This is a genomic window from Streptomyces sp. NPDC054872 (assembly GCF_053610705.1).
The window spans coordinates 40,400-55,702 of sequence record NZ_JBSGYY010000004.1 but is presented as its reverse complement, the minus strand read 5'-3'; the positions used below and the strand labels follow the sequence as shown (position 1 = coordinate 55,702).

General features: G+C 71.6%; 14 protein-coding genes. 7 read left to right on the top strand and 7 right to left on the bottom strand.

The features are described 5' to 3' along the window. Window positions 1-125 precede the first annotated feature (125 nt). The 4 genes from ACWGIH_RS06095 to ACWGIH_RS06080 all read right to left on the bottom strand — a co-directional run bounded on the left by ACWGIH_RS06095 (window position 126) and on the right by ACWGIH_RS06080 (window position 5,943). Entirely contained in the window at window positions 126-1,364 is a 1,239-nt protein-coding gene (locus ACWGIH_RS06095) for a hypothetical protein (RefSeq protein WP_453444085.1), read from the bottom strand. Further along, the gene (locus ACWGIH_RS06090; RefSeq protein ID WP_453444083.1) at window positions 1,361-3,097 is read right to left on the bottom strand and encodes a DUF3492 domain-containing protein; all 1,737 of its coding nucleotides are present in this window, start codon (window positions 3,095-3,097) and stop codon (window positions 1,361-1,363) included. Before ACWGIH_RS06090 ends, ACWGIH_RS06095 begins: the two co-directional genes overlap by 4 nt. Window positions 3,098-3,457: 360 nt before the next feature. Continuing rightward, window positions 3,458-4,945, bottom strand: coding sequence for a DUF3152 domain-containing protein (locus tag ACWGIH_RS06085; RefSeq protein ID WP_453444081.1), 1,488 nt, complete (start codon window positions 4,943-4,945; stop codon window positions 3,458-3,460). A gap of 8 nt (window positions 4,946-4,953) precedes the next feature. After that, window positions 4,954-5,943, bottom strand: a complete 990-nt coding sequence (locus ACWGIH_RS06080; protein ID WP_453444079.1) for an alpha/beta fold hydrolase — start codon at window positions 5,941-5,943, stop codon at window positions 4,954-4,956. A gap of 199 nt (window positions 5,944-6,142) precedes the next feature. Here ACWGIH_RS06080 and ACWGIH_RS06075 point away from each other — a divergent pair, with 199 nt between their 5' ends. The 4 genes from ACWGIH_RS06075 (at window position 6,143) to ACWGIH_RS06060 (ending at window position 8,048) form a co-directional block, all read left to right on the top strand. Further along, the gene (locus ACWGIH_RS06075) at window positions 6,143-6,358 is read left to right on the top strand and encodes a hypothetical protein (RefSeq protein WP_453444077.1); all 216 of its coding nucleotides are present in this window, start codon (window positions 6,143-6,145) and stop codon (window positions 6,356-6,358) included. A 144-nt stretch (window positions 6,359-6,502) separates the two neighbouring features. Then, complete coding sequence (locus ACWGIH_RS06070; protein ID WP_249587903.1) at window positions 6,503-7,144, top strand: TetR/AcrR family transcriptional regulator; 642 nt, start codon at window positions 6,503-6,505, stop codon at window positions 7,142-7,144. A gap of 176 nt (window positions 7,145-7,320) precedes the next feature. Next, the gene (locus ACWGIH_RS06065) at window positions 7,321-7,548 is read left to right on the top strand and encodes a DUF3107 domain-containing protein (protein WP_055565193.1); all 228 of its coding nucleotides are present in this window, start codon (window positions 7,321-7,323) and stop codon (window positions 7,546-7,548) included. Window positions 7,549-7,775: 227 nt separating this feature from the next. Next, window positions 7,776-8,048 (top strand): hypothetical protein, encoded by a 273-nt coding sequence (locus ACWGIH_RS06060; RefSeq protein ID WP_453444075.1) that lies wholly within the window; start codon window positions 7,776-7,778, stop codon window positions 8,046-8,048. Between the two features lie 182 nt (window positions 8,049-8,230). Here ACWGIH_RS06060 and ACWGIH_RS06055 read toward each other — a convergent pair whose 3' ends face one another. After that, a complete protein-coding gene (locus ACWGIH_RS06055; RefSeq protein WP_453444073.1) occupies window positions 8,231-8,968 on the bottom strand; it encodes a ferritin-like fold-containing protein in 738 nt (245 codons plus the stop codon). Between the two features lie 456 nt (window positions 8,969-9,424). Here ACWGIH_RS06055 and ACWGIH_RS06050 point away from each other — a divergent pair, with 456 nt between their 5' ends. Together ACWGIH_RS06050 and ACWGIH_RS06045 are read left to right on the top strand one after the other, a co-directional pair. Further along, window positions 9,425-11,647 (top strand): DEAD/DEAH box helicase, encoded by a 2,223-nt coding sequence (locus ACWGIH_RS06050; RefSeq protein WP_453691598.1) that lies wholly within the window; start codon window positions 9,425-9,427, stop codon window positions 11,645-11,647. A 625-nt stretch (window positions 11,648-12,272) separates the two neighbouring features. After that, entirely contained in the window at window positions 12,273-13,187 is a 915-nt protein-coding gene (locus ACWGIH_RS06045) for an alpha/beta fold hydrolase (protein ID WP_453444070.1), read from the top strand. Between the two features lie 72 nt (window positions 13,188-13,259). Here the strand turns inward: ACWGIH_RS06045 and ACWGIH_RS06040 are convergent, their stop codons facing one another. After that, window positions 13,260-14,174 carry an NYN domain-containing protein gene (locus ACWGIH_RS06040; protein WP_453444069.1) on the bottom strand — a complete coding sequence of 305 codons (915 nt, stop codon included), beginning with the start codon at window positions 14,172-14,174 and terminating at the stop codon, window positions 13,260-13,262. A 209-nt stretch (window positions 14,175-14,383) separates the two neighbouring features. Between ACWGIH_RS06040 and ACWGIH_RS06035 the strand changes: the two genes are divergently transcribed. Then, window positions 14,384-14,536, top strand: coding sequence for a hypothetical protein (locus tag ACWGIH_RS06035; RefSeq protein ID WP_167829028.1), 153 nt, complete (start codon window positions 14,384-14,386; stop codon window positions 14,534-14,536). 154 nt (window positions 14,537-14,690) lie between these two features. Here ACWGIH_RS06035 and ACWGIH_RS06030 read toward each other — a convergent pair whose 3' ends face one another. Continuing rightward, a complete protein-coding gene (locus ACWGIH_RS06030) occupies window positions 14,691-15,296 on the bottom strand; it encodes a MarC family protein (RefSeq protein WP_451206536.1) in 606 nt (201 codons plus the stop codon). Between the last annotated feature and the right edge of the window lie 7 nt (window positions 15,297-15,303).

Genomic DNA, 15,303 nt, shown 5'->3' with positions numbered 1-15,303 from the left:
GGGGGTCCTCATCTGGCGTTCTCCTTCAGGGGGTTGCCGTAATGCACGGGGTAAGGCCCGCGGTGTCGGCCCCGCGGGAGAGTGAGATGTCGAATGGGGCCAGGGGAAACTGGCGGTGCGCATCCTCAGGGCGCTCCGTCGCCGTGTGCGGAGGCCCGGCCGAGCACGCGCAGGCAGTGGAGCAACAGCACGCACGCGGCGGCGCCGCACGCGAAGAGGGGGACGATGCCGGGCCCCCCGGCCCGGACCGCGCCCTCCACCGGAGCCGCCAGCCACGCGCACCCGGGCAGGCGGCCCGCGAACACGGCGGCGAGCGAAGCCGCCTCCACCGCACCGGCGGCCCCCAGCATCAGCAGGGGCGCCCGCGTGAACCCGTACGAGGTGAGCAGCCGGGCGAGGAGCAGCAGCACGCCGAGCGCACCGGCCCCGGCGGTCGCCGGTTCGCCATGGACGGCGGCGGCCCCGACGAGCAGGGCCCCCAGGGCGCACACGTACAGCGCGACGACGCCCAGCAGCAACGGCCTTGCGGAGGCGGTGAATTCCGCGAGCCCGCGGCTGAGCGCAAGCCGTCGCCGCGCCCCCACGGCGAAGAGCCGCACGCACCACATGGCGGGGGCCACGGCGAGCGAGAGCCCTAGGGCCGCGGCGGTCGACGGCGCCCAGGGGCCGTCGGGCCCGCCGGATACGGCGGCCTGCGTGAGCCCGTCGCCGAAGAAGGCGTACGCGACGAGAAAGCACGTCCACGCGCGCGTGGCCGGCACGACATGGTGCGCGGAACGCAACGGTCCGTACCGGAGGGCGGCCCGGAGCGCGACGGCCACGGCGAGCGCTCCGCCGAGCCCCACCGCGTACCGCGCACGCCCCTCGCTCAGCTCGATCCCCACGACGGCGATCCCGCAGGCGATGCCCGGCAGCAGGGCGAACAGCGCCCATCCGGCGGGCACTTCGGGGGCCCGGCGTGCGGGGGCCGGCAGGGGGGTGCCGCGCTCCTCCTCGTCGCGCGGCACGCGCGCGTACATCTCCTCGGCGAGCGCGAACACGTCCCGGTGCCTGAAGCGCGCGGCGGTCCGGTCGGTCACTCCGTGCGCCTCAAGGCCCGCGGCGATCTCCAGCGGGTCGACGGCGCGCTCGCACAGTTCGCGGTGCCGGTGCATCAGCGCCTTGACGGGGTCGACGGCGCCGCGGCGCGCGGGCTTGGCTCCGGCCCCCGCCCCGGCTCCTGTCCCTGCCCCGGCGCTCGGGCCCCGCCAGGCCGCGGGCTCCCGTACCAGGGCGGCGTCGGCCACCAGTTCCTCCGACCGCACGTCCCAACCGCCGGGGCTCCCCGGAGCCCGTGGCGCGTCGATCCGCTGTTCCTTGTTCATACGCCCGCCTCCTTCAACCGCTCAGGTCCGTCCGCCTCTTGGGCCCAGCTGGGCGCGCCGCCCGCGCCGGTGACCGCGTCCCCGCCACCGGAGGCCGCCGCCCACCGGCCCGGCAGGTACGCCTCCGCCGGGTTGCCGAAGGGCACCGGCTCGCCCGCGTCGTCGAGCGCCTCCCTGCGTACCGGGCAGTGCGAGACGATCTCCAGGTAGATGTCGCGGAAGGCTTCGGTGTTCTGCTCCACGGTGAACAGTTCGAGCGCCCGCGCACGCGCCGCCGCCCCGAGCCGGTCACGCCGCCCGGCGTCGCGCAGCAGCGCCACGCACGCCTCCGCGAGCGCACGCGGATTGCGCGGCGGGACCACGAGTCCGGTGCCGCCGATGACCTCGACGACCGCGCCGACATCCGTGGAGACCGTGGCGCGCCCGCAGAACATCGCCTCGACCAGGCTGATCGGGAAGCCCTCGACGACGCTCGAAAGGACGACGACGCTCCCCGCGGCGTACGCGTCGGCGAGTTCGAGCGCCCCGGGCGCGCCGATCTCCTCGAAGGAGACGGGGTTGTCGCCGACGGCGTGCGCGCCGTCCGCCTCGTCGGGGAAGAGCTGTGCCGCGAGGGCCTTGCAGTGCGCCAGATACGCGGCCGCCTCGGGGCCTTCGGCGGACGCCCCGACGATCCGCAGCCGGGCCTTGGGCTCCTCCTTGCGGATCTCCGCGAAGGCGTGCAGCAGGGAGATCAGATCCTTGGCGGGCTCGATGCGCCCGACCCAGAGGAGGGTGTCGGGGTCCCCCGGGTCCTCCCGCTCGCCGACCTCCGCGAAGCGGGAGGCCTCCATGCCCGGGTAGACCGTGCGCAGCTTCGACCGCTCGGCCCCGCACCGCTCCTGCCAGCGGCGGGCGTGCGTGTTGCCCGGGGTGATGACCGTGGCCCTGCGGTACACCTCTGCGGCGAGCTTGCCGTGGAAGGAGGTGAGAAGTGCCCGCGCCGGCGCGCTGAGCGCCTCGTCGCCGGTCGCGAGGTAGTGCGCCCGCAGTTGCACGCCGTATTCGGTGACGAGGAGGGGTACTCCGGAGAAGTGCTGGGCGAGGAGACCGGGGAGCGCCGCCGGACCGCCGGACGTGGCGTGGCACAGGTCGACCGCGCCGAGGCCGTCGGCCTCGTACCAGTCGAGGGAGAGGGGTCGCAGCGCGCGCTCCAGGAGGCCCGCCACGGCGAGCAGGTCGGGTACGCGAGCGGTGCGCGCCGCGCGGAGTGCGCCGGGCGCGCGGCACGCGCCCTCCAGGGCGCGCACGGCGGTTTCGGAGCGCAGGGCGCCGCCGAGGCCGCCTTGATCGGCGGCGAGTTCCGCGAGGCCGTAGAGCGCGCTGCCGAAACGGTCCGCCAACGCTGCGGAGTCGCCGGATGCGCTGCCGGCGGCCGCAGCTCCGGAGTCGCACACCGCCGCGGCCAGTTCGCCGAAGCACTCCGCGAAGCGCCGCCGCGCCCGGCGTCCGTACCCGGCCCCGAAGGACGCTCCGTCGTCGGGCCGGTCGGCGGTCCACAGGGGCGCGGTCCGCACCCGGTTGACCTGGGGCGGCAGCTCGATCCAGCCCCGCGCCTCCTGCCGCTCGCTGCGGCTGAGTGCGTAGATGTCGAATTCGTGCTGCTCGAGCCCGCGCACGAGCCGGTCGCACCAGAGCCTGGCCTCACCGCTCACATACGGATAACCACCCTCCGTAAGCAATCCGATGCGCACGCGTACACCCCCGATCTCCCATGTGGGGAGCCGCCGTTGGACCGGCGGCTCGCAGCGGGACGAACGTATGCGGACATGCCGGTGGCGCGACGGACGGTTGTCCATCGCGCCACCAAAAGGGGTGAACGGCAGTAACTTTCTCGCCCCGGTAGCGTTCTGTCGCGCTATGGAGCCAGGAGAGCGCTCTTCCGCTACGGAGAGTCAAGCTGCGGCCAGCTCCCCGGCGTACGTCCGCACGTCTGTCGGGGCGCTCCGCACACCGCGTCGCACTCGCCCTGGGCACGCACCTCACGCAGCGCAGCGCAGCGGAACGTTACGGAGCGGCGATCAACTCACCGACGCCACCGCGCCGGATATGCCTCAACTCTTGGGAAACGCCCAGGGGTTGGCCTTGCACTTGATTCCGTCGTGGTCGAGGAACTTCGTCTGCTGCTGCATGACCGGCGCGAGGTCGCCGTCCTTCGTGCAGTCCGTGTGATTGAAGCCGAGCCGGTGGCCGACCTCGTGGTTGATCAGCATCTGCCGGTACGGGTGGATGCGGTCGCCGTAAGTCTTGGCGCCCTGCGCCCACCGGTAGGCGTTGATCATGACGCGCTCGGTGGCGGCGGAGTCACACGAGACGTTCTGCTCCATCGTGTCGAGCCCGGACTTCGCGCACCACTTCGCGGTCGTACCCGGGCTCGCGAGCGTGATGACGAAGTCGGGTTTCCCCGAGGAGATCCGCTCGAAGGTCCGGCCCCCGCCGTGCGCCCAGCTCCGTTCGTCGTTCAGGGTCTTCTGCACGGCCGACGCGAACAGCTCGCCGTCCAGGCCCATCCCCTTCTCGACGTCCACGCGGTAGCGGAACAGCTGCCCCTTGCCGGGGGCCTTCTCGATCCCGGCCATCGCGTCGAAGTCGCCGGAGGCCGTGAGCTTGGCGTCGAGCGGGTACTTCTTGGCCATCTTCGTCTCGTACGTCGCCGGGGCGGATTCGGGGGGCGTGGGCCGGTCGTCCGAGCGGGACGCGTCCTCGCCCGCGGCACGGCTGTCCTGCCCCTTCGCGGCCCGCGTGGAGGCCTCGGGAGCAGAATCCTTTGCCCCGTCGGCCACTTGGCCCGCCACCACGACCGCGAGAACGGTCGTCACAGCGGCGGCGGCGATCCCGGTGAAGGTGCGGCCCTTGCCTCCCTTGCCGTCCCGGTCGCCCCGGTCGTCGTCCGCGAAGGCGCCAGGGCCGTCGGCTCCGTCCGCCCCATCGGCGCTGTCGGCCCTATCGACACCGTCCGCACCATCCGCACCGTCGGCCCAGAGCTCACCCTGTGCTTCCTCGTCCTCGTCGACCGCGCGGTCCCAGTCGGTGACGGAGGCGTACGGGTCGCGGGGCTGAGGCGTCCGCGGCGGCGGGGGCCCGGTCGGCGCGCGCGTGGCACCGGTCGCCCCGCTCTCGAAGAGGTCCTCGTCGGCGAACTCGTCGCCGAACGCGTCCACGTAATCGCGACGCGGCCCCGGCATGCGAGGCGGCGCGGTCCGCGCCCCCGGCGTCCCGTAGGCGGCGCCCATCCGCGGCCCGGCTCCCCACGCCCCACCCGGCTCACGCTGCTCGGGGTGCCCACCACGGACGTGCGGCGTGCCGTGTGACGGGGTGGCCTGGGGCGTGCCGTGCGGCGGGGTGGCCTGCGGGAATCCATGCGGCGGGGTGGCCTGCGGGACGCCGTGCGCGGGCGTGCCGGCGTCCCCCGGGGCGCGTCTGCGGCGGCCCGTGCCGGGGCCCGGCGGGCGTGCGCCCTGCGGTGCCGGTATGTCGTCGGTATTCGTGTTGCCCGTGTTGTCTGCGAGGTCGGTTGAACCCCGGCGGCTATGACGTCCCACTCGCCGCCTCAGCTCCCCGCGCCCGATTGACCGGATGCATGCAACTCGCCCGTGTCCGCGAGGAGCTCGCGGATCGCCGTGGCCACCGTATCCGGATACTCCATCATCGCCACATGCCCTGCGTCCGGCAGGGTGAGAAGCCGTGAGTCACGGAACGCGGCGGCGGCCTTGCGGGCCATGCGGTACGACACGAGCAGGTCCTTGCCGCCGTACACGAGCAGCGTCGGCGCGAGCACCCGCTCCGCCTGCCGCCACAGGCCGTGCTGCCCGCCCAGTGTGTACGCGTTCACGATGCCGCGCGCCGAGCGGGCCATCGCGTCCCACATGTACGGAAGGGCGAGCCTGCGCTCCATCTCCCGCACCGCCGCGCTGTACCCCTCCGGCGAGACCCGGCCCGGGTCGCCGTAACAGAGCCCCATGACACCGCTGACCCGCTGCTCGGGCGTCCAGTCCTTGGTGAGCCTGGTGAACAGGGTCGCGACGCCGGGCACCGCGAGGAGCCCGGTGGGCACCGCCGTGCGCTGCACCCGGAGCTCGGGGAGCGCCGGCGAGATCAGCGTGAGGGTGCGCACCAGGTCGGGGCGGACAGCGGCGACGCGGGTGGTCACCGCGCCGCCCAGCGAGTTCGCGATCAGATGCACGGGGCCGTGCTCGCGCGAGTCGAGATAGCGGATGACCGCGCGCGCGTGCCCGGTGACCGAATAGTCGCCGTCGTCCGGCGGCGGCGAGTCACCGAAGCCCGGGAGGTCGACGGCCGCGCAGTCGACGACGTCCTCGAGGAGCGGCATCAGGGCCGACCAGTTCTGCGAGGACCCGCCGAGCCCGTGCACGTACAGCGCGGAGGGCAGCCCCTCGCGGACCGACGGCCTGGAACGCACCGAGAGCGTGAGCCCGGGAAGGGTGACCGAGTCGAGCCGCTCGCCCGCCGCGACCGCCACGACGCCCGGCTTGGGGGCGACGGTGGCGGCGATCACGTTCGGCAGCTCGGTCGAAGACATGCGGCAATGTTACGAGACGATCACACGGTGGTTCATGTGTTCGCCGTCACAGATCCGGCCGATCTCACCCCGAGATCGCGTAGCGCCCGGTTCGGCGGTCTCCTACGCTCATAGGAGAGGGCGAACAGGGCACTCGCACCACCAGTCCTCCACGGAAGAGGGCACTCGCATCACCAGTCCTCTACAGAAGAGAGCCACGATGACCGTCGACCCGACCGATCCCGAGACCTTCGAGGCCGAGGTAACCACCGACATCAGCACCGAAGCGCCCGAGGCGGACGCCGCGGAGCAGCAGACCGACCTCGCACCGCGCGGGGACGACTCCTTGCAGGATGTGGACACGGACGCGGCCAACGAGGCAGACCTGGCCGAACAGGCCCGCGTCGTCAGCATCGACGAAGACGACTATCGCTGAGCTGCCCGTGTTTGCCCTGCTACGCACGGCTTTCACGGTCGTCCGGTCCGTGAAATTCTCCGCTCGTACCGCGCACATCGTGGTTACCGAAAAGTACGATGGCCGCGCGGCGCACACCGCACATTCACGATCATGGGAGGCGGCGTGACAGCCATCGAGCAGACAGAGGCGGCGCGCCCGCGGGGCACACGCCTGCCGCGTCGCGCCCGACGCAATCAGTTGCTGGGCGCGGCACAGGAGGTCTTCGTCGCGCAGGGGTATCACGCGGCGGCGATGGACGACATCGCCGAACGGGCCGGAGTCAGCAAGCCGGTGCTCTACCAGCACTTCCCCGGCAAGCTCGACCTGTATCTCGCGCTGCTCGACCAGCACTGCGAATCACTGCTGCAGTCCGTGCGTACGGCACTTGCCTCCACCTCGGACAACAAGCTGCGCGTCGCGGCCACGATGGACGCGTATTTCGCGTACGTGGAGGACGAGGGCGGTGCCTTCCGTCTCGTCTTCGAGTCCGACCTGACGAACGAGGCGGCGGTCCGCGAGCGCGTGGACCGGGTCACCCTCCAGTGCGCGGAAGCGATCTGCGAGGTCATCGCGGAGGACACGGGCCTGCCCCGTGACGAGGCGATGCTGCTCGCGGTGGGCCTCGGCGGCTACTCCCAGGTGGTCGCACGGTACTGGCTCGCCAGTGGCAGCACGGTGCCGCGCGACAAGGCGGTGGAGCTGCTGACGTCGCTGGCCTGGCGCGGTATCGCGGGCTTCCCGCTGCACGGCCTGGAAGGTCACTGACGCGCCACCGGTGCGTGAGTTTCCCTTCTCGCGTCCCGCTTCCGCGTTCTGTTCCCGATCTCTGTTCGCTACTGGCGTGCAGCGGCACCAGCATGCGCATCGCCTCACCGGGCTAATGTGTGCTGAGTACGGCGCGGCAGGCCGCGCACATCACTGACCGTCGGAGGGACAAAGCCGTGGAGGTCAAGATCGGCGTGCAGTACGCGCCCCGCGAGATCGTGCTGGAGAGCGGCCAGAGTGCCGAGGAAGTCGAGCACGCGGTGTCCGAGGCGCTGACCGGCAAGTCGCCGCTGCTGAGCCTCGTGGACGACCACGGCCGTAAGGTCCTGGTTCCGGCCGACCGCCTCGCGTACGTCGAGCTCGGCGAGCCGACCGCACGCAAGGTGGGCTTCAGCGCCCTGTAGTTCAAGGCGCTGCACGCAGGACGAACGACGAGAACGGCCCGGTGGTCCACAACCACCGGGCCGTTCTCGTGTGTTGGTACGCGTTTGGCGCGCGTTCTGGCTGATGCGCCGACTGCGATGCGTTGACGCCACCCACGGGGGAAGGCTGTGGAGGATTGCATTCCGGCCGCCAGGGGTAAGACCGGCTACGACCGTTTTGCACCTGGCCGCGAGGGAGGGAACACCCTGTGATTCTGGAAGCACTCGGTTCCGCACTGCTCGGTTTCGCCCTGGCATGGGCGGCGGCCCACCGGCTGGCCGCGCGGCTGCCCGCGCGCAAGCTGGTCCTGTCGACCGGCGCGGCCGGCGCCGTGATCGGCGCGTTCGTCACGCACATGGCCCTGGGCTCGGGCCACGCCCTGGGCACCCTCGTGGGCGCGGTGGCCGTGGCAGCGGCCCTGCTCTCACTGCTGCTCCGCCCCAGCCGCGGCCATCTGCGCCGTCGCTCAGCGACGGCGTAGGGGGCGGGGGCCCGACGCCCCTTCAGGGGCGCGGGGAACTGCGCGAGCAGCCACAACGCACCCGCACCCACACCCGCAGCAACTTTGGCAAAACCGGCGGCCCCACACCCCGAGGGGCGCGGGGAACTACGCACAAGCCGCGCCCACCCGCCCATCCGGCGGGTGACACTCAGCCCGAGCGACTACGCCGCCAGGCCGAGCGCGGCCATCCGCTTCGTGTGCGCCTCGGTGATCCGCGAGAACATCCGCCCGACCTCGGCGAGGTCGAAGCCGTCGGCCACGCCCCCGACCAGCATGGTCGACAGCGCGTCACGGTCGGCGACCACCCGCTGCGACTGTGAGAGCGCCTCGCCCATGAGCCGCCGCGCCCACAGCGCGAGCCGCCCGCCCACACGCGGGTCCGCGTCGATCGCGGCACGCACCTTCTCCACCGCGAAGCTCGCGTGCCCCGTGTCGTCGAGCACGTCGAGGACGAGGCGACGGGTGTCACCGTCGAGGCGCGCCGCGACCTCGCGGTAGAAGTCACTGGCGATCGAGTCACCCACGTACGCCTTGACCAGGCCCTCGAGCCAGTCGGACGGCGCCGTCTGGCGGTGGAAGCCGTCGAGCGCAGCCACGAACGGTTCCATCGCCTCGGTGGCGTCCGCGCCGATCGCCGAGAGCCTGTCCCGCAACTGCTCGAAGTGGTGGAACTCCGCCGACGCCATCTTCGCCAGCTCCGCCTTGTCGCCGAGCGTCGGCGCCAGCTTCGCGTCCTCCGCGAGCCGCTCGAACGCCGCGAGCTCTCCGTAGGCGAGCGCTCCGAGCAGGTCCACGACCGCGGCGCGGTAGTTCGGGTCGGCGGAAGCGGTCGTCCAGTCCTGGGCAGCGATTCCCGTGGGTTCGGCAGGTGTGTCAGCGGCGGTGTCAGGCGTCTCCATAAACCGCACAATAGCCCGCGCGCAGCAACGTGTAAGGGCCTGGTCAGTGACTGTGACGACAGTGACGTGACGAATTCGCCAGACACGGCTGCGAGATTCCGGGGTACAGTGGTAATGCGCCTGCCGAATATTCGACGGGCCGTACGAATGAGGATGCCCGGTCGGAGGCCCGATCGGCTCCGACCCGACAGCCCTCCAGGCGGCCCGCGCAGTGCGGACGGCACGAGGAGGGAACCTCAGCGGTACGAGCGCTCGAGCGCAGGCAGTGGTCCCGCGCCCCCGGCCCAAGCAGCCGGCGGTAGTGGCACGGTCACGACCCCCCAGCGTTCGCCTCGGGCCGCGTCTCACAGAAGAGGCAATGCCCTGACTACGACTTTCCGCGATCTCGGAATTCTCTCCGAGACGGCCGAGGCCCTAGAGGCCGTCGGCATCATCAGCCCTTTCCCCATCCAGGAGATGACGCTCCCCGTCGCGCTCTCGGGCAGCGACGTCATCGGCCAGGCCAAGACCGGCACCGGCAAGACGCTCGGCTTCGGTCTCCCGCTCCTGGAGCGCGTCACCGTCCCCGCGGACGTCGAGGCCGGCCGGGCCAAGCCCGAGCAGCTGACCGACGCACCGCAGGCGCTCATCGTCGTCCCCACGCGTGAGCTCTGCCAGCAGGTCACGAACGACCTCCTGACCGCCGGCAAGGCACGGAACGTACGCGTTCTCGCCATATACGGCGGCCGTGCCTACGAGCCGCAGGTCGAGGCCCTCAAGAAGGGCATCGACATCGTCGTCGGCACGCCGGGGCGTCTGCTCGACCTCGCGGGCCAGAAGAAGCTCAACCTCAAGCACATCAAGTGCCTGGTCCTCGACGAGGCCGACGAGATGCTCGACCTGGGCTTCCTGCCCGACGTCGAGCGGATCATCAACATGCTGCCGCCGAAGCGTCAGACGATGCTGTTCTCGGCGACCATGCCGGGCGCGGTCATCGGCCTGGCCCGTCGTTACATGTCGCAGCCCACGCACATCCGCGCCACCGCGCCGGACGACGAGGGCCAGACCGTCGCGAACACGAAGCAGCACGTCTTCCGCGCGCACAACATGGACAAGCCCGAGATGGTCTCGCGCATCCTGCAGGCCGAGGGCCGCGGACTCGCGATGATCTTCTGCCGCACGAAGCGGACCGCCGCCGACATCGCCGAGCAGCTCGAGAAGCGTGGCTTCGCCTCGGGTGCCGTGCACGGTGACCTCGGGCAGGGCGCCCGCGAGCAGGCGCTGCGCGCGTTCCGCAACGGCAAGGTGGACGTGCTCGTCTGCACGGACGTCGCCGCGCGCGGCATCGACGTCGGTGGCGTCACGCACGTCATCAACTACCAGTCCCCCGAGGACGAGAAGACGTACCTGCACCGCATCGGCCGCACCGGTCGCGCGGGTGCCAAGGGCATCGCGATCACGCTGGTCGACTGGGACGACATCCCGCGCTGGCAGCTGATCAACAAGGCGCTGAACCTCGGCTTCAACGACCCGGTCGAGACGTACTCCAGCTCTCCTCACCTGTACGAGGAGCTGAACATCCCGGCGGGCACCAAGGGTGTGCTGCCGCGCGCCGAGCGGACCCGTGCCGGGCTGCGCGCCGAGGAGATCGAGGACCTCGGCGAGACCGGCGGCAAGGGCGGCTCGCGTGGTCGCGACCGTGGCCGTGACGGTGGTCGTGATGGCGGCCGTGACGGTGGTCGTGACCGTGGCCGCGCTTCCGAGCCGGAGCGCGAGCCGCGTGAGGCGCGTACGCCGCGTCGGCGCCGCCGCACCCGTTCGGGTACTCCCCTTGAGACCCCGGCGGTGGCGGTCGCCGAGGCCGCCGCTCCTGCGGCGGTAGCCGCCCCCGAGGCCGAGCCGACGGAGCCGCGCACGCCGCGTCGCCGCCGCCGGACGCGGAACGGTGCGGAGGCTGCGGAGGCAGTGGTCGAGACGGTCGCGACGGTCGAGGTCGTGGAGACGCCCGAGCCCGAGGCGCCCGCGGAGAAGCCGCGCCGCCGGACTCGCAAGGCCGCGGTGGCAGCGGAGACAGCAGTCGACACGGCCGAGGCCGAGGCCCCGGCGGAGAAGCCCCGCCGCCGTACCCGCAAGGCAGCGGAGCCGGTGGCAGAGGTGGCCGAGGCCGCCGAGACCCCGGCAGAGAAGCCCCGCCGCCGCACCCGCAAGGCCGCGGAGACCGCGGAGGCAGCGGTCGACACGGCCGAGGGCGAGACGGCGAAGCCGCGTCGCCGCACGCGCAAGGCAGCGGAGCCGGTGGCGGAGGTGGCCGAGGCCGCCGAGGCCGAGGCGCCCGCCACCAAGCCCCGCCGCACTCGCAAGGCCGCGGTGGCAGCGGAGACAGCAGTCGACACCGCTGAGGCCGAGGCCCCGGCGGAGAAGCCCCGCCGCCGCACCCGCAAGGCCGCGGAGCCGGTGGCAGAGGTGGCCGAGGCCGCCGAGACCCCGGCAGAGAAGCCCCGCCGCCGCACCCGCAAGGCCGCGGAGGCGACGGTGGACAAGGCCGAGGCCGGGATCCCCGCGCAGCCGACGGAGGAGACCAAGCCGCGTCGCCGTACGCGCAAGGCCGCGGAGGCTCCGGCTGTCGCCGAGGAGGCCACGGTCGCCAAGCCGCGCCGCAGGACCCGCAAGGCGGTGGCTGCGCCGGCCGAGGAGAGCTGACGCGCTCCGCTTGAGCAGAAACGCCCGAAGGCCCGGCCCCCACGGGGGACCGGGCCTTCGGCCTGCCTGCCCCGTGCCGACTCCCCGTCACGAGGGCCGAGCCACAACGCACCGCTCCGTTCCGCGCCGGACCTCCCCGCCACCCACTCCGACCGCCTCGCATCCCTGGGCGAGGGCGAGCAGGACGTACGGGGCAGACGGGGCCGCTCAGCCCCAAGGCCACGCACGACCACGCGCGCGCTGAAAATCCCACCCAGGGTGCTCCGACCTGGGGCAATCGGGCGGCCGGGTGGGAAAATCTGCGCAAGCGCAGACAAGCGCCCACAGCCCACCAGCGAAACAACCCCACCCCCCTACGACTGCAGGGCAATCGGGCGGGCGGGTGGGTGGGCAAAAATTCCGCGCGAAGCGCGGGCAAGACACCCACAACGCACCAGCAGAGCAGCCCCACCCCCTGCGGCTACGGGGGGCCCGCGGACCCGCGCCAGAGATCCGCGCGAAGCGCGAGCAAGCAAGTCACCAGCAGCGGCCCCGCCCCGCAAAGCACCAGCGGCCCCAGCGCCCCGCGCCCCGTGCCCGCCGAACACCCAGCCCACCCGACCCACCCGCCAGCTAGCCTCAAGGCATGAGCAGGCCCCCGACCTTCACCCCGCCCCCCGGCGTCGACGCCCGGCGTCTCCGGACCGCGCGCGGCGACTTCGCCGTCCTTGACGCCCGCCCGGCCGGCCAGGCCAAGGGCACCGTCCTGCTGCTGCCCGGCTTCACCGGGAGCAAGGAGGACTTCATCGCGCTGCTCAAGCCCATCGCAGATGCCGGGTACCGAGCCGTCTCCGTCGACGGACGCGGACAGTACGAGACCCCGGGGCCGGCCGACGACGAACTCCCTTACGCTCAGGACGAGTTGGCCCAAGACGTCCTCGCGCAAGTTGACGCCCTCACTCAAGCAGGCACCGAAGCCGACCCCCTCACCCAGCCCGACGGGGTCGCGCGCGCCCCGCACCTCCTGGGCCACTCCCTCGGAGGCCTCATCGCCCGCGCCGCCGTTCTCCGCGCCGCCGGGCTCGGGGCCCGCACTTTCGCCTCGCTCACCCTGATGGCGTCAGGCCCGGCCCAGATCACCCCCTCGCAGCAGGCCCGCGCCAAGATGCTGACGGACGCGCTCGGCGTCCTGTCGATGGACGAGGCATGGGCGGCCATCCAGGCGATGGATCCGCCGGAGGAGACAGACCTCGACGGCGACGCCCTGCGCGCCCGCTGGCTGCGGCACAGTCCCGCCCAGCTCATCGCCACCGGCAAGCAGCTCTGCGTCGAGCCCGACCGCGTCACGGAGCTCGCCGCACTCCCCTTGCGCAAGCACGTCATCTCCGGCGAGCGCGACGACACCTGGCCCATCCCCTGGCTGGACGACATGGCGGCCCGGCTGCACGCCCACCGCACGGTCATCGCCGGCGCCGAGCACTCCCCCAACACCGACCGCCCCGCGGAGACCGCCGCCGCCCTCATCGCCTTCTGGGACCGGATGCACGCCGACGAGGGCTGAGTGCGCGCCCAGAGCCGAAGCAGAGCCCACCAGGAAGCCGACCGGCGGTCAGCACCAAAAGCTCACAAGAGGCTAATACTGCGTCTGCAGATGCTCCCAGAACCCGTCCCGCAGCGCCCGCCGCAGGTCCGACTGCCCCCGCAGCGAGTACGCGAGCAGCTTCTCGGCCTCCACCAGGAGCTCCTGGTCCACGGACCCGGGCAGGTACGGATGCCCGGGCAGCAGGTCCACCAGCGCCGCACGCCCCCGCGCGGCCAGCCATTTGGCGGCGATCTGCGCGCCCACGAAACGCACGTCCTCCCGCGCGGGCCGCGGTGCGCCCGCGCCTTCGTACGTCGCATACGTCGTGACCGAGCGCCGGGACACGTACGGCTTGAAGAAGTCGAGGTCGAACGTGCGCTGACTGTCGACCTCCCACAGCAGTGGCTCCGCCTGATTGCGGCCCTCGGCCGCCTCGATGCCCCACAGGTGCACCCGCGCGCCGTACCCCTGCGCCGCCTCCACCGCCGAGACCAGGTCCTCGTCGCCGCCGATCAGGGCCGCGTCGCTGATGGCGCGATGCCTGGCGAGTGACTCCAGATCCGTCCGGATGAGGGAATCCACGCCCTTCTGTTGATTGTTCGCGTTGAGGTTGCCGAGACGCACCTTGACGTCCGGCAGCTCCGCGATCGACTGCTGCTCCACCGTGTGGATGCGGCGCCGCGCACCGTCGTACCAGTAGACGCGCAGCAGACGGCTGTCCGCGAAGATCGTGCGGGCCTTGTCGATGAACGCCTCGATCAGCCCCTCCGCGTCCAGGTCGAAGGCGCGCCGGTCCTCCGTGCCGACCGCGAGCCGTCCCGCCGCGGCGTACACATATCCGGCGTCGACGAAGATCGCGTGCGTGGACGGCGTCTTCGCCACCTCGGCGAGCATGCGCTCGAGGAGGTTGGTCGCGCGCTCCAGCTGGGCACTGATCTGGGTGCTGATCTCGATCTCGTCGTTCATCGGTGCCATTGTCCCGTTGGTCACGCAGCGAACACAACCGGTTCCGCTACTCGCGAGTAATTAGTCTGTCGAAAAATTTCCTTAGCGTAGGGAATGTTTGCTGGGGGCAACTCGTTGTACCCGTATGGAACGCCGGACACAGCTGTCCCGGCGGTCACCACACCAGTAGTTCTCCTTCAGGAGGATGACCAGACGAAGGGAGAAGCCTTATGCGCTTCGAAATCATGCGACTCGACGACGTCGACGGCGCCGCCGTGGACCGGACCGTCGTAGACGCCGCCTCCGTCAATCGGATCGTGCAGCAGGCCGCAGCGATCGGCCAGCGCATCTATATCCGACCGGCCGAATCCCCGGCCTCGTAACGCCAGGTTGCACGCATAAGCGGCGCGCACAGGCTGCGCGCACAGGTTGAAGGGCCCCCGTACACCTTTGGTACGGGGGCCCTTGGCATGTTCCCGAACGCCCCTTGGCATGCGCCCGAACACTTCCGCAACGCTTCCGCCAGTAGAGCCCTGGCTAGGCGCCGTTGATCACCTGGGTCACGCCGTTGATGATCTGCTGCACCGCGATCGCGGACAGCATCATGCCCGCGAGCCGCGTCACCAGGACCACGCCGCCGTCCTTGATGACCCGGATGATCAGCAGCGAGTAGCGCATCACGAGCCACAGCACGACGTGCATCGCCACGATCGCCGCCCACACGGAGATCTGCGTACCGACGCTGTCGGCGTCCTGGACGGCCAGGATGACGGAGACGATCGCGCCGGGACCCGCGAGCAGCGGCATGCCGAGCGGCACGAGGGCGACGTTCACGTCCTTGGTCTGCTTCGGCTCGTCCGTCTTGCCGGTGAGCAGGTCGAGCGCGATCAGCAGGAGCAGCAGGCCGCCCGCGATCATCAGCGCGGGGACGGAGACATGCAGGTAGTCGAGGATCTGGTGCCCCAGGACACCGAAGACCGCGATGACGCCGAAGGCGACGCAGACAGCCTGGAAGGCCATCTTCTTCTGCACCTTGGCCGGGCGGCCGGAGGTGAGTCCGAGGAAGATCGGCGTGATCCCAGGGGGATCCATGATCACAAAAAGGGTGAGGAAGAGGGAGCCGAAGACGGCGACGTCGAACACAGTGATG